Source organism: Aestuarium zhoushanense (assembly GCF_056431045.1).
This window is the reverse complement of sequence record NZ_JBWKMA010000023.1, coordinates 627524-641382: the sequence shown is the minus strand read 5'-3', so window position 1 is coordinate 641382 and position 13859 is coordinate 627524. Positions and strand designations below refer to the sequence as shown.

Genomic DNA, 13859 nt, shown 5'->3' with positions numbered 1-13859 from the left:
GCTCCGAAAGGTATTGTTCTCTCCATGCCAGCCTCCCGCGAAAGGATCAAGGGAGGACCCCGAAGGACTCAACGAACTAGCCGGAAGTCGCCGTGAAACAGGCTGCGCGCCCATCGTTCAGAATTGTTGCAGCACCATCCGCGATGCTAGATGCGCGGTTGATCAACGCTCGATCTGGACGTGATGCACTTCGGGTCTTTGGCGACGGCAAAACCGCTGCCAGCCGTGCCGCCTGTGTCGCAGTCAATTGGGACGCATTAACACCAAAATAGTGTTGGGCTGCGGCGCCCACACCAAAGACACCTTCGTCGAATTCAGCAACGTTCAGATAGACTTCAATGATGCGGTTTTTGGACCAAACCAGTTCGACTACAGGCGTCATAAGCGCCTCTAGGAGCTTTCGAAACCAACTCCGATCCTGCCAGAGATAGACGTTTTTTACGACCTGCTGAGAGATGGTGGAGCCCCCACGAGCGCCACCCTGCGCCATTGCGAGCTGAATAGCGGATACGTCCAGCCCCCAATGCAAACAGAAATCCGCATCTTCAGCAGCAACAACACTACGAGCCATAACTGGCGCAATGTCTTCCATCGCGACCCATTCGTGATCAATCGATCCCAACCGCCAGCTTTCAGATTGCATATAGGGCGTAATCGGCGGGTTCACGATCGAGAACAGGACAATAACAAAAAGGCCAAAACCTAAAACAGCCCATAGCGCCCGAAACGCCCAACGCCTCACGCCTGAGCGTAAACGAGCCGCAAGTGATTGCGATTGGACGGACGATTTGCGACGCGTGGCTTTGGACATAGCCACAGGTATAGTTGGATGTCACCCAACTGCAAAGTCAGCTTTGCAGAGGGTTTTTCCACCACAACATCAATTGCCCGCAATGCAGGGATGGAGGCGGTATTTGCAATCTGTAGGTGGGACTGTCTCATGCTCCCCTCTCAATACTCATCAATCGAAACAATTGAGAATATGAGGACAGAATTGGTCGATAATTTGAAACAACCTAAGGATATTTTGATCAACCAAAGGTAATTTCAGGGCAAAAAAATGGCGCGACCAGAAGACCGCGCCATTCTAGGGAACTTAGGCGGCTTTGACGTCGAGTTTGACCAAAGTTTGGTTCAACAAGATATACGCAATTTCACCAAAGGTCACAGGACCAGTGAAACCACCAGTCTTTTTGCCTTCGAGGTCGCCGTAGAGGTAGTTCAGGATGCAGTTACAGGAATACTGACCGACACCAGCTTCACCGATGCTGTTGGCGAAAGCTGCCGCATAGTCAGGCTGCGGAGCTGCGAGCTTGTATTCCATACCAGCAACGATCGGCGCATAGAAATCGACGCGGCCATCCGCAACATCAACGGCTTGAACAGACACGTTAACCATCGAACCAGCGTAGTTCGCCACAAGCGGCAGACGCGTGTCGATCGCATTGTCAGTCAGATACTGCGCGAGGTTCACTTCAACGCCGTTCACTTTTGCAGTTCGCGCGGTGAAGCCTGTTTCGGAAAAGACGACCGACATCTCTTCGCCTTGGGTAAAGATGTTCACGATGTCGAAATCAACGGACGACCCAGCAGGCAGCTCCACGTGCAGCAGAACTGCAGCGTTCTCTAGCTTCGCACCTGTGCTGCCATCTACGACGACAGAGGCTTCGCTGCCAAGATTATCGAGATGCACGCCCGTCACCCAACCTACCAGCGGCTGATCAAAGAGGTCTGCGTCATTGGCACTATCAAGAGCAAAGCGAATGTGCGCATCGGTCATTGCGGGAACGAGGATGACCGTGAAACCACCAGCTTTATAGCCTTTCGAGATGGTCGCAACTTCGTCAGGAGACACAACGCGAACAGTCGCATCAGTTGCGTCATCAATGGTGGTGCAGAACAGTTTATCCAGAACTACGGCACCGCCATTCTCAGTAACAAAGTATGCGGTCGAGCCACCGATCCACTTACCAGTCGGCAATTGGGCCATCAGATTGCTGCTACCAGCTACGACCAAAACATCACCCGACTGGATACGTTCAGCGGCCTCGGCAACACTCAAGAGTTCGTTTTTCATATTTATAACCTTTGTTACCTTAGATGTTTGCCAAATCAGCCGCCAATTGCGGTTTGGTATCAGTGGTTTGCTGAAGTTCAGTCACAACGGCATCAATTGACGCAGGGTTGTTTTGAACTTCAAGGCGCATCCGCGTAAGCATGATGCGAGTGCCCAGCGATGCCTTTGAAAGGTCACTGTTGCTGGTTAGCAGAGCTTTTAGCTTTGCTGATGGAATAGTGGACATGCCGACCTTCTCCCTAATTAAAAACAAAAAAGGGGGTCGTTCGTGAGTGCCGAGAACCCCTTTTGGTCCTCAACGGCAGTTGTCTAATTCGTTTTATAAATTAAAAAAATTAAATCTGTTGATAAAAAACGCCGGCAGTGTGCTGCCGGCGTTTTCTGCATGCTTATTTTGGCTGACTTACTCGGCGGGCATTGCCGCGACTTCGTTCGTCAGTGGCGCCTTGAGGTGTACGAGCATCTCTTTCGGGCACACCTGCACGAAATTCGCCTTCTCCATCTCCCAGTGCTGAAGGATTTCAGCAGCTTTGCGGCTACCGGTTTCCTTAGCATGGCGCTCAACCAGATCTTTCAGTTGAGCTTCCCAGTGATCAACGGTGACTGGGCAGGTGACCAAGGTTTCCATGTTCATGAGAGGCTCATTCGCGCCTTCAGGATCATAGAGGTAGGCCATACCGCCAGTCATACCAGCACCGAAGTTCGGGCCGATCGAGCCGAGGATAACCGCAACGCCGCCAGTCATGTATTCACAACCGTTGGAACCACAGCCTTCGACAACCACTTTCGCACCAGAGTTACGTACAGCGAAACGCTCGCCCGCGCGGCCTGCCGCAAAGAGGTAGCCGTCAGTCGCACCATACAGAACTGTGTTACCGATAATGGTGTTCTCAGATGCAACCAGCGGCGAGTTCATCGGAGGACGTACAACAATTGTCGCGCCCGATAGACCCTTACCGACATAGTCGTTCGCGTCGCCAGAGACTTCGATCTTCAGACCCGGTGCGCCAAACGCACCGAGAGACTGACCCGCAGAACCTTTAAGTTTCACCGTCAGGTGATCGGGCTGCAGCGAGTTGCGCATACCGAAGTTCTTAACGATGTGGCTCGACGTGCGCGTACCGATGGTCCGCAGGGTGTTCTGAACAGCGTATTCCAGCTGCATCTTCTCACCATCGCGCAGGAAGCGCTCGGCGTCCTTAACGATCTCAGCGTCCAGTGTGTCTGGAACAACGTTACGCGGTTTGTTCAGGTCGTATTTGATCTTTTCCGCGCCATCGACCGTGATCAACAGCGGGTTAAGGTCAAGATCGTCGAGGTGAGCAGAACCACGCGATACCTGTGTCAACAGATCTGCACGGCCCATAACCTCGTTCAAGCTACGTGCACCGATCGACGCGAGGATTTCGCGAACTTCGGTTGCGTAGAAAGTGATCAGGTTCACGACCTTCTCTGCGGTGCCGGTGAATTTGGCGCGCAGTTCAGGGTTCTGAGTACAAACGCCAACTGGGCAGGTGTTCGACTGGCACTGACGCACCATGATACAGCCCATCGCGATCAGAGCAGCCGTACCGATGCCGAACTCTTCCGCACCCATCATTGCTGCCATGACGATGTCACGACCTGTCCGCAGACCACCATCGGTCCGCAGAGTAACGCGGTCACGCAGGTTGTTCATCGCGAGCACTTGGTGTGCTTCGGTCAGACCCATTTCCCACGGCAGACCCGCGTATTTGATCGAGGTCGCAGGTGAAGCACCTGTACCACCGTTATGACCTGAAATCAGGATGGTGTCGGCTTTTGCCTTCGCAACACCAGCCGCAATCGTACCAACGCCCGACGACGCAACCAGTTTCACCGTAACCTTAACAGTCGGGTTGATCTGTTTCAGGTCATAGATCAGCTGAGCGAGGTCTTCGATCGAGTAGATGTCGTGGTGCGGCGGCGGCGAAATCAGCGTCACGCCCTTGGTCGAGTGACGCAGACGTGCGATCAGGTCGGTCACTTTCATGCCAGGCAGCTGACCACCTTCACCCGGTTTCGCACCCTGAGCGACTTTGATCTCAAGCTCTTCACAGTGGTTCAGGTATTCGGCTGTTACACCGAAACGACCCGAAGCAACCTGTTTGATCTTTGCCGATGGGTTGTCACCGTTGGGCTCAGGAACAAAGTGTGCTGGATCCTCACCACCCTCACCAGAGTCGGACTTCGCGCCAATGCGGTTCATCGCAACGTTCAGCAGCTTGTGTGCCTCAGGCGACAGTGCGCCAAGCGACATACCAGGCGTTACGAAGCGTTTGCGGATCGAGGTGATCGATTCAACTTCTTCAATCGGAACTGGCTTGCCCATCGGCTTGATCGCCAAGAGATCGCGCAGGTGAATCGGCGGGTTCGACTGCATAACCGTCGAATACTGTTTCCACAGTTCATAAGACGCACGGTCACATGCCGACTGCAGCAAGTGCATAGTCGACGCTTCCCAAGCGTGCTTTTCGCCCGAACGACGCGATTTGTAGATACCACCGATCGGCAGCACGTTTGCGCCCGACTTCCAACCTTTCGCGTGCACTTCTTCCAGCTTGTGCTGGATACCGTGCAGACCAATGCCCGAAATGCGGCTGTGCATACCTGGGAAATATTCCGCAACCATCGCACGCGACAGGCCCACAGCTTCAAAGTTCAGACCACCGCGATAGGACGCGAGAACCGAAATACCCATCTTCGACATGATCTTCAGCAGACCAGCGTCGACAGCAGCGCGGTAGTTTTCAACTGCGTCTGTCAGCGACAGATCGATCAAGCCACGTTCAATACGATCCGCGAGCGAGTCTTGTGCCAGATAAGCGTTCACAGTGGTCGCGCCACAGCCGATCAGAACAGCAAAGTAATGCGGGTCGATACATTCAGCCGAACGCACGTTGATCGATGTGAACGTCCGCAGACCTTTGCGGGTCAGCCACGAATGGACCGCCGAGGTCGCGAGGATCATCGGCATCGGAACTTTGTTTTCGTTCTGATGTTCGTCGGTCAGAACGATGTGACCAGCGCCCGAACGCACCGCATCTTCTGCCTCGGAACGAACGCGAGCCAGGCCCTGACGCAGGGCTTCCTGATCCGATCCAGCTTCGAACGTACAATCAATGAACGCAACGCTATCGCCGAATTGTTCGACCATTTTGTCGAATTCAGCATTGCCAACAAACGGGCTTTCCAGAACCAGAATTTCGGTCTGCGAGCTGTCTTCGTCGAGCACGTTCTTGAGGTTACCGAACCGTGTTTTCAGCGACATCACGCGTGTTTCACGCAACGAGTCAATCGGCGGGTTGGTGACCTGAGAGAAATTCTGACGGAAGAAGTGCGACAGCGGGCGGTACTGTTTCGACAGAACCGCAGACGGCGTATCGTCACCCATCGACGCGATGAGTTCCTTGCCGTCCTCGGCCATCGTTGCCAGAACCTGCTCAAGCTCTTCGAGTGAGTAGCCAGCAGCAACCTGACGTTTACGCAGTGCGTCGCCAGAGAACAGGGTCTTTTCTTCGACGTTGCCCATCAGATCGGTCAGATCGACGACTTTCTCGATCCAGTCACCGAACGGCTGAGCGGACGCGAGTTTGTTCTTCATATCGACGTCGTGGTAGAGCTTGCCCTCTTTCATATCGACGGCAATCAACTGACCCGGACCAAGCGCGCCTTTTTCAACAACGGTCGCTTCATCGGTCGGGACCATACCAACTTCGGAGCCAGCGATCAGCTGACCGTCGCCAGTAACAACGTAGCGCAGTGGACGTAGGCCGTTACGGTCGAGACCGCCGCAAACCCAACGACCGTCAGTCATGGCGAGAGCAGCCGGACCATCCCAAGGCTCCATCACAGCGTTGCAGTAAGAATACATGTCCTGCCACGCCTGCGGCATGTCTTCGCCCTGCTTCGACCATGCTTCGGGGACAAGCATCGTCTTCGCCATCGGTGCGTTACGACCAGCGCGAACAAGAACCTCAAACACAGTATCCAGAGCACCCGAGTCGGAGGTGCCAGCAGGGATAATCGGTTTGATGTCTTCAGCCATGTCACCAAATGTCGAAGAAGCCATGCGAATCTCGTGGCTCTTCATCCAGTTGATGTTGCCTTTGATGGTGTTGATCTCACCGTTGTGCGCAAGCATGCGGAACGGCTGAGCCAAGCGCCACTCAGGGAAGGTGTTGGTCGAATAACGCTGGTGATAAATCGCGAATGCCGATTCAAAACGTGCGTCCATCAGGTCTGGATAGAATTCCGCAACCTGCTCTGCCAACATCATGCCTTTGTAGATGATCGAACGGCAGGACAGCGAACAGAAATACAGCGACGGGATCTGTGCCGCGAGAGCTGCTTTCTCGATCCGACGACGGATGATGTAGAGTTCGCGCTCGAACTGCTCTTCGTCGATGTCCTTTTCACAACGGATCAGGATCTGTTCGATCTCAGGGCGGGTCGCGTTCGCTTTCTCACCAAGGCAATCGGTTTTCACTGGAACGTGGCGCCAGCCGTAGATGTAGTGACCCATGCGGAGTACTTCGGACTCTACAATCGTGCGGCAACGCTCTTGAGCGCCGAAATCGGTGCGCGGCAGGAACACCTGACCAACTGCGATCAGTTTGTTCATATCTGGCTCGTGGCCAGTGCGACGGATTTGGTCGTAGAAGAAGGTCACAGGAATCTGAACGTGGATACCCGCGCCGTCACCCGTTTTGCCGTCAGCGTCGACAGCGCCACGGTGCCAAATCGCCTTGAGCGCGTTGATCCCGTTATCGACCACTTTGCGGGACGGTTTACCATCCAGCGCAACAACAAGCCCTACACCGCAAGACGAATGTTCGTCGTCGGTACGGTAGAGGCTGTTCTTCGACATCCACTCGCGCTTTGCCTCTTCGGCTGCGACCCAGTTTTCATCATAGATGGTCATGAGGCATCTCCTTGGAATTCAGGACATTGTCGGGCGCAACCGTCGCGCAACCGCAGTCATGATTAGTAATCAGGTTCATGAACGCACCGCCTTGGACAGCGTAGCGCCACAGTCATAGATCGGGGTCATGGACAGAAACCCGCCCTCGCCCGGAAAGATAAAGTCGACAGGGCGGTGATCTTGAGTGATCTTTTCGCCGCTGGCGGTCGTGAATGTGCGCACACCAGATAGGAACGTGCGCCATTCGGGATGGACGTATTCGTTGCCTTGAACAGTTTCGATGTCACCGTTGGAGCGTTCAATCTGCACCACAAAGCTGGTAACCAGAACATCAACACCATCGATAGTTTCGGTTTCGCCGGTTAGCTGGTCTTCACCAATGTATTGGGTCGCCCCGTTTACATCACCGTTCGTGAAAAACTCGAACGTGTCGCCGCCTGTTGCCAACAACTCGGTCAAGGACGCAGGGTCGAGAGCCCCAGCCATCAATCGTGTTGTCTCACCACGGGCGGGTGAAAAACTCTCGATCCATTGGGCTTCGGCGTCGATGATACCCAGATAGGTCATGCCTTCCTGATTGAAATCGACACGCCGCTGATAGCCTTCGGGATCATTTGCACAATGAAAGATGTGAGACACAGTGCAGCTGCGTTTCTGCATGCTGACGTAAGCCTCACAGCCCTCGGGCAAAGCAACCTGCTGCGCACCCACGGCAGAGCCAGCGGCACAAACCGCTGTCAAAACCAAGGAGAGGGAGCGCAAACCGTTCATCGCAAGCCTTATTCCGCTGCTACCGTTGCCGATTGGTTCAGGTAGGACAGGATGGACTGAGCACAATCGCGGCCGTCACGGATAGCCCAAACAACAAGCGATGCACCACGAACGATGTCGCCCGCTGCATAAACACCGTCGAGGCTCGTTTGGCCTGTGCCAAAGTCCGCTTTCACAGTGCCCCAACGGGTCACATCCAGACCATCAACGCCCCAGAGTTTCGGCAGGTCTTCGGGTTCAAAGCCCAGCGCTTTGATCACGAGGTCTGCGGGCTCGACATAGTCAGCACCTTCGATCACTTCAGGCATCTGACGGCCAGACGCATCTGGTGCACCCAGACGCATTTTCTGAACTTCAACGCCAGTAACCGCAGCATCGCCCTCGAAACCTTTCGGCGCAGCGAGCCAGACGAATTCGACGCCTTCTTCCTCTGCGTTTTGAGTTTCGCGCTGCGAACCCGGCATGTTTGCACGGTCACGACGATAGAGACACTTCACCGAGGTCGCGCCCTGACGGATCGCAGTCCGAACGCAGTCCATCGCGGTGTCACCGCCGCCGATAACAACGACGTTTTTGCCTTCTGCGTTTAATTCGCCCGAATCGTATTCAGGAACATCATCGCCAAAGTTCTTGCGGTTCGACGCGGTGAGGTAATCGATAGCACGAACGATACCAGACGCGTAAGAGCCCGGAGCAACCAGATCGCGGGTTTTGTAAACACCTGTCGAAATGAGGATCGCGTCATGTTTTCCACGGATCGCATCAAAGGTCAGATCTTCGCCAACGTTACAGTTCATGACAAACTCGACGCCTGCTTCTTCCAACTGAGCGATACGACGCATCACGACGTCTTTTTCGAGCTTGAAGCCCGGAATACCGTAGGTTAGCAGACCGCCAGCGCGGTCGTAACGGTCATACACTGTGACCTGAACGCCTTGGCGACGAAGAACGTCAGCCGCAGCGAGGCCCGCAGGACCAGCGCCGATGATGCCAACGGATTCGCTACGCTCTGCGGCAGGAACGATCGGTTTAACCCAACCCTGTTCCCACGCGGTGTCAGTGATGTACTTCTCAACCGAACCAATGGTGACAGTGCCGTGACCAGACTGTTCAATAACGCAGTTACCTTCGCACAGACGATCTTGTGGGCAGATGCGGCCACAGATTTCTGGGAAAGTGTTTGTCGCTTGGCTGATCTCATATGCTTCTTGCAGACGGCCAGAGGCAGTCATGCGGAGCCAATCAGGGATGTTGTTGTGCAGCGGGCAATGCGCCTGACAATAAGGCACACCACACTGGCTACAGCGGCTCGCTTGCTCTTCTGCTTTCGCAGCAGCGAACTCGGAATAAATTTCGTTGAAGTCCTCACGACGAACTTCCGCGCCACGCTTTTCGGGCATGTCACGGCCAACCGTCACGAACTTTAGCATCTTTTCAGTAGCCACAGGCATCCCTCCGCAGTCTTCTCGGATTTGCTGATTAATTCTTCTCAAAAGAAAAGAAAAGTCAAAAGTGCTGACCTATTTTTCAATCATCGAGCTCCGAACACTCTGAAAGTCAGACAATTGATCAAAATTTAGGTAACCCATACTGACCTTTTAAAGTCACCCGAAATAGATCATGACAATCCTCGTAGACATCAAAATCGCTCAAGGTCGGAAATCATGAGTCTCTACTACCTGCTTTTAGTTGCTGTAATTCAAGGACTTACAGAATTTCTGCCCGTATCCTCCTCAGGCCACCTCGTTCTTCTTCCGCACCTTGTCGGAACCCAAGACCAAGGCCCTGCAATTGATGTCGCCGTTCATGTCGGCACTTTGGGTGCCGTGATACTTTTCTTTTGGAACGATGTGAAAAGTGCGATTTTGGGCGTTCCCCGTATGCTCACAGGGCGAATCGATACCGATGGTTCGAAACTGGCGTTCCTTTTGATGGTCGCCACGATCCCGGTCGTAATCATTGGCTTGATCCTCAAAGTGACGGGAATCGCCGATCAAATGCGGTCCATTACCGTGATCGGTTGGTCGATGCTGCTGTTTGGCGTCGTGCTCTATTATTACGACCAGATCGGTACTGAAGAGAAAACCATTCAGGACTGGACCTTGGGTGAAGCGATCAAACTCGGCTTTTGGCAAGCCGTAGCACTGATCCCAGGCACCTCGCGTTCTGGCATCACGATCACTGGGGCCCGCAAGATGGGCTACAACCGCAAAGACGGCGCTCGAATTTCTATGCTGATGTCGATCCCGACCATCATCGCGTCAGGTGTTCTTCTTGGCGCAGATGTGATCGGTCAAGCAGATTGGGAACTGCTGAAACTGGCAGGGATTGGTGCTGTGTTTGCCTTTGGCGCCGCTATGCTTGCCCTGTCGCTGATGATGAAACTGCTGAACACGATCAGCTTTACGCCTTACGTTATCTATCGCGTGATCCTTGGCGTCATCCTCATCGCAGTAGCCTATATGTAAAAAGGCGCACCAATGGCGCGCCCCTTTGAATATCCACAAGACCTGAAATGCTTAGCTGTGCTTCAGGTTTTTTGCTGAGTCCTTGATCGCGTCATACTGACCCGACGGACGGAAGCGCCACAGGTAGTCAGGCAGAACCGCTTCCATGTTTGTCGGAACAATGCCCAGCGCCTCAAAGCCCTGAGCACCTTCGCTCACAACGTTGTCGACACGTAGGTTTTTCACCTGATCACTGGTGATCGGTGCTTTAACGATGCCGAGCGACAGCGCTTGCCCAATGCCACCGAAGGTCGCGATCAATTTTGCGATTCCAAACGGAATGTTGAGAACCAAACGGCGACGGTGAACGATTGTCAGCATCGTTTCCATCAGCTCGCGGAACGTCGCCACGGCAGGACCACCCAGTTCATAAGTGCCCGACGCCACATCACCGACGACAGCTTTGACTGCAGCCTGAGCCACATCATCCACCCATACCGGCTGGAATTTTGTGTCCGCGCCAACGACAGGCAGGATCGGACCGAAACGGGTCATGCCCGCGAAGCGGTTAAAGAACTCGTCTTCAGAACCGAAAATGATCGACGGACGCAGAATGATTGCCGAAGGGAATGCTGCTAGAACCGCAGCTTCACCAGCCGCTTTGGTCTGAGCATATTCGCTGTCCGCATCCGCATCAGCGCCGATCGCAGAGATCTGAACCAAACGTGCAACGCCAATTTCGGCAGCCAGACGTGCAACGCGAGCCGCGCCTTCTGCCTGAATCGATTGAAATGTATTGCGACCCGACTCAGCCAAGATACCGACGCAGTTCACAACGGCATCCGCGCCATCCATGACCGCCGCAACGCTCGCATCATCGCGAATATTGCAGAAAACCGGCTCGACCTGACCAACAGCGCCATACGGTTTAACGAATAGCGCCTCATTGGGATCGCGAGTTGCGACGCGCACGCGCCACCCCTGCTGAGCCATACGACGTGCAATATAACGACCGACGAAACCCGATCCGCCGTAGATTGTGACAAGCTTGGACATGGAGCGCCTCTTTCGAAAACTTGGCTTGGTTTACCCCTCAGGCCCTTGGCAGACAAGGCGCAATCGGGGTTTTGCATTTTCTTCATGAAATAGCATTGACAGCGCCACGCGCCACTCGTAGAAGCCCGCCACCATCTGTGCCCAGATGGCGGAATTGGTAGACGCGCTGGCTTCAGGTGCCAGTGACCGCAAGGTCGTGGAGGTTCGAGTCCTCTTCTGGGCACCATAAAACTCCCCATCTCATCTTTTATGGAAAAAACTGCGCCTAATACGGCGTGTTTCCGCCGTTTTCGCAGACATCTGTGCTCCATCCCGAGGTTGCGCGATAGCGACAGCAGGACTAGACCCGTTCCAAAGCCTTAGGCCAAAGACTCTGGAACGATATTTATGGCGAACTTCCTGTATCAGAATGACCTCCCCGACGGACTAGACCTCGGGAACATCGTCGCGATTGATTGTGAAACGATGGGTCTGAACCCGCATCGTGACCGTCTTTGTCTTATTCAGATGTCGGGCGGTGATGGGAACTGCCACATCGTTCAGGTCGCCTTTGGTCAGACCGAAGCACCAAATCTGTGCAAAATGCTGACCGATCCAAACGTCCTGAAACTCTTCCATTTCGGCCGTTTTGATATCGCAGCGATGTACAAAACCTTTGGTGCGCTCACAGCTCCAGTCTATTGCACAAAGATCGCGTCAAAACTGATCCGCACGTTTACGGACCGCCATGGTCTCAAAAATCTTCTGCAAGAACTCCTGAGCGTCGATATTTCCAAGCAGCAACAACAGAGCGATTGGGGCGCGGAAACGCTTACCAACGCGCAGTTGGACTATGCCGCGTCGGACGTACTGTATCTTCATCGTTTGAAAACTGAACTGGACAAAAAACTCGCCCGCGAAGGCCGCACAGAGATTGCCCAGTCCTGTTTTAATTTCCTGCCAACCCGTGCACAGCTCGATATCGCAGGCTGGCCCGATATGGACATTTTTTCGCACTGACATGGATAGAGAAAAGCTCATCAACACCGCCCGCCGCGTGATCCAAGACGAATCGCGTGCGCTGACCGTTCTGGCCGAGACGATTGGTGACAATCTCGCCCAAGCCGCAGAACTGATCCTAAACGCACCGGGTCGCGTGATCGTTTCGGGCATGGGGAAATCGGGACACATCGGCAAGAAAATCACCGCGACTTTGGCCTCCACTGGAACGCCCGCGCATTTTGTCCATCCTGCCGAAGCATCGCATGGCGATCTGGGCATGATCACCAAAGGCGATGTCGTTCTGATTCTGTCGAACTCTGGCGAAACACCTGAACTGGCCGACCTCATCGCTCATACGCGCCGATTTGGGATCACGATGATCGGCATCGCGTCTCGCGCAGAGAGTTCCCTTATGCAACAGGCAGACGTGCAGTTGCTGCTCCCGCAGTTGGGCGAAGCCTGCGGTCACGGCGTCGTTCCAACCATCTCGACCACGATGACACTTGCACTCGGGGATGCGCTGGCCGTTGCACTGATGGAACACCGCGAATTTGGCGCGGAACATTTCCGTCAATTCCACCCAGGTGGCAAGCTGGGCGCGCGACTCTCCAAAGTGCGCGACCTGATGCACAAAGACGATACCATCCCACTCATCGCGGAAAACGCGGCGATGGGCGATGCTTTGCTCACCATCAGCCAAAAAGGATTCGGCGTCGTTGGCGTTCTCAACTCCGATGGTTATCTCTGTGGCATCGTAACCGACGGCGACTTGCGCCGACATATGGACGGGCTACTGGACCATACCGCTGGTGAAGTGATGACCAAATCACCCCGTACCATCGGTCCTGACGCCCTCGCTGAAGAAGCCGTTGCCGTGATGAACGAAAAGAAGATCACCTGTCTATTCGTCGAAGATCCTGTGCAGTCGGGTCGGGTCGTAGGCATCCTCCACATCCACGACTGCCTGCGTGCAGGTGTGGTGTAACAGGTGCAAAACGACGCCTACAGCCAGTTCGTCTCTTGGGCAAAGGTGGTTCTCCCCCTGAGCGCAATTGTGCTGTTGTCGACGCTTTTCTTGATTGCCCGAAACGTGGGTGACACAAGCCAAATCCCTTACGCCGACATCGAAGAGATCGCGCGACAGCCTCGGCTCTCCGCGCCCAAAATGGTTGGCATGAGCGAGACGGGCGGGACCTATACAATTGAAGCTGACGTCGCGCGACAGGACCCCGACACAGATAATGGGCTCATTGCCGAAGCCATCGTCGTCAACATGACCACCATTGACGGGATTCAGACCACCGTGTCTGCGGGAATTGGAAAGCTCGATTCCAATGCAAAGGTTGTCACGCTCGATAACCTCGCTCGGGTGACCACATCCGATGGATATCTGATGGAGACCAGAGGCCTCGTCACGTCTCTTACCGATGGTAGTCTCGAAACGACCGATCCGCTTGAGGTCCGCGCTCCATATGGAAGCCTGACTGCTGGCCGATTGACGATCACGCCAGATTCAGACGAACCGCAGCTAATTGTTTTCAACAATGGGGTCAGGCTGATATATCAGCCCCAACCCGAGGAATAA

General features: G+C 54.3%; 11 protein-coding genes and 1 tRNA gene. 5 read left to right on the top strand and 7 right to left on the bottom strand.

The genetic code is table 11. From position 1 onward, the window contains the following. Positions 1–76: 76 nt before the first annotated feature. From mtgA to AC07ED_RS14835, 6 genes are all read right to left on the bottom strand, one after another. Positions 77–817 (bottom strand): monofunctional biosynthetic peptidoglycan transglycosylase, encoded by a 741-nt coding sequence (gene mtgA / locus AC07ED_RS14860; protein ID WP_478242363.1) that lies wholly within the window; start codon positions 815–817, stop codon positions 77–79. Positions 818–1096: 279 nt separating this feature from the next. Then, on the bottom strand, positions 1097–2077 hold the full coding sequence (locus AC07ED_RS14855; protein WP_105236132.1) for a DUF6976 family protein: 981 nt from the start codon (positions 2075–2077) through the stop codon (positions 1097–1099). 19 nt (positions 2078–2096) lie between these two features. Continuing rightward, positions 2097–2303 carry a hypothetical protein gene (locus AC07ED_RS14850; RefSeq protein WP_158664567.1) on the bottom strand — a complete coding sequence of 69 codons (207 nt, stop codon included), beginning with the start codon at positions 2301–2303 and terminating at the stop codon, positions 2097–2099. A gap of 177 nt (positions 2304–2480) precedes the next feature. Beyond that, positions 2481–7019, bottom strand: a complete 4539-nt coding sequence (gene gltB / locus AC07ED_RS14845) for a glutamate synthase large subunit (RefSeq protein ID WP_105236133.1) — start codon at positions 7017–7019, stop codon at positions 2481–2483. 75 nt (positions 7020–7094) lie between these two features. After that, a complete protein-coding gene (locus tag AC07ED_RS14840; RefSeq protein ID WP_158664568.1) occupies positions 7095–7760 on the bottom strand; it encodes a hypothetical protein in 666 nt (221 codons plus the stop codon). Positions 7761–7798: 38 nt separating this feature from the next. After that, positions 7799–9235, bottom strand: a complete 1437-nt coding sequence (locus tag AC07ED_RS14835) for an NAD(P)-dependent oxidoreductase (protein WP_105236431.1) — start codon at positions 9233–9235, stop codon at positions 7799–7801. A 219-nt stretch (positions 9236–9454) separates the two neighbouring features. Here AC07ED_RS14835 and AC07ED_RS14830 point away from each other — a divergent pair, with 219 nt between their 5' ends. Continuing rightward, positions 9455–10258, top strand: a complete 804-nt coding sequence (locus AC07ED_RS14830) for an undecaprenyl-diphosphate phosphatase (protein ID WP_105236135.1) — start codon at positions 9455–9457, stop codon at positions 10256–10258. A gap of 51 nt (positions 10259–10309) precedes the next feature. Here the strand turns inward: AC07ED_RS14830 and AC07ED_RS14825 are convergent, their stop codons facing one another. Beyond that, positions 10310–11293: a complex I NDUFA9 subunit family protein gene (locus tag AC07ED_RS14825; RefSeq protein WP_105236136.1), complete on the bottom strand. Its 984-nt coding sequence runs from the start codon at positions 11291–11293 to the stop codon at positions 10310–10312. 139 nt (positions 11294–11432) lie between these two features. Between AC07ED_RS14825 and AC07ED_RS14820 the strand changes: the two genes are divergently transcribed. The 4 genes from AC07ED_RS14820 to AC07ED_RS14805 all read left to right on the top strand — a co-directional run bounded on the left by AC07ED_RS14820 (position 11433) and on the right by AC07ED_RS14805 (position 13859). After that, positions 11433–11519, top strand: a tRNA-Leu gene (locus AC07ED_RS14820). A gap of 161 nt (positions 11520–11680) precedes the next feature. Then, positions 11681–12292, top strand: coding sequence for a ribonuclease D (locus tag AC07ED_RS14815; protein WP_105236137.1), 612 nt, complete (start codon positions 11681–11683; stop codon positions 12290–12292). Position 12293: 1 nt separating this feature from the next. Then, complete coding sequence (locus AC07ED_RS14810) at positions 12294–13259, top strand: KpsF/GutQ family sugar-phosphate isomerase (RefSeq protein ID WP_105236138.1); 966 nt, start codon at positions 12294–12296, stop codon at positions 13257–13259. 3 nt (positions 13260–13262) lie between these two features. Beyond that, a complete protein-coding gene (locus tag AC07ED_RS14805) occupies positions 13263–13859 on the top strand; it encodes an LPS export ABC transporter periplasmic protein LptC (RefSeq protein ID WP_105236139.1) in 597 nt (198 codons plus the stop codon).

Bases quoted from the DNA above. Each gene is read 5' to 3' on its own strand.
- AC07ED_RS14855 (WP_105236132.1), bottom strand. From the start codon at position 2,077: ATGAAAAACGAACTCTTGAGTGTTGCCGAGGCCGCTGAACGTATCCAG.
- AC07ED_RS14850 (WP_158664567.1), bottom strand. From the start codon at position 2,303: ATGTCCACTATTCCATCAGCAAAGCTAAAAGCTCTGCTAACCAGCAAC.
- gltB (WP_105236133.1), bottom strand. From the start codon at position 7,019: ATGACCATCTATGATGAAAACTGGGTCGCAGCCGAAGAGGCAAAGCGC.
- AC07ED_RS14830 (WP_105236135.1), top strand. From the start codon at position 9,455: ATGAGTCTCTACTACCTGCTTTTAGTTGCTGTAATTCAAGGACTTACA.
- AC07ED_RS14825 (WP_105236136.1), bottom strand. From the start codon at position 11,293: ATGTCCAAGCTTGTCACAATCTACGGCGGATCGGGTTTCGTCGGTCGT.
- AC07ED_RS14815 (WP_105236137.1), top strand. From the start codon at position 11,681: ATGGCGAACTTCCTGTATCAGAATGACCTCCCCGACGGACTAGACCTC.
- AC07ED_RS14810 (WP_105236138.1), top strand. From the start codon at position 12,294: ATGGATAGAGAAAAGCTCATCAACACCGCCCGCCGCGTGATCCAAGAC.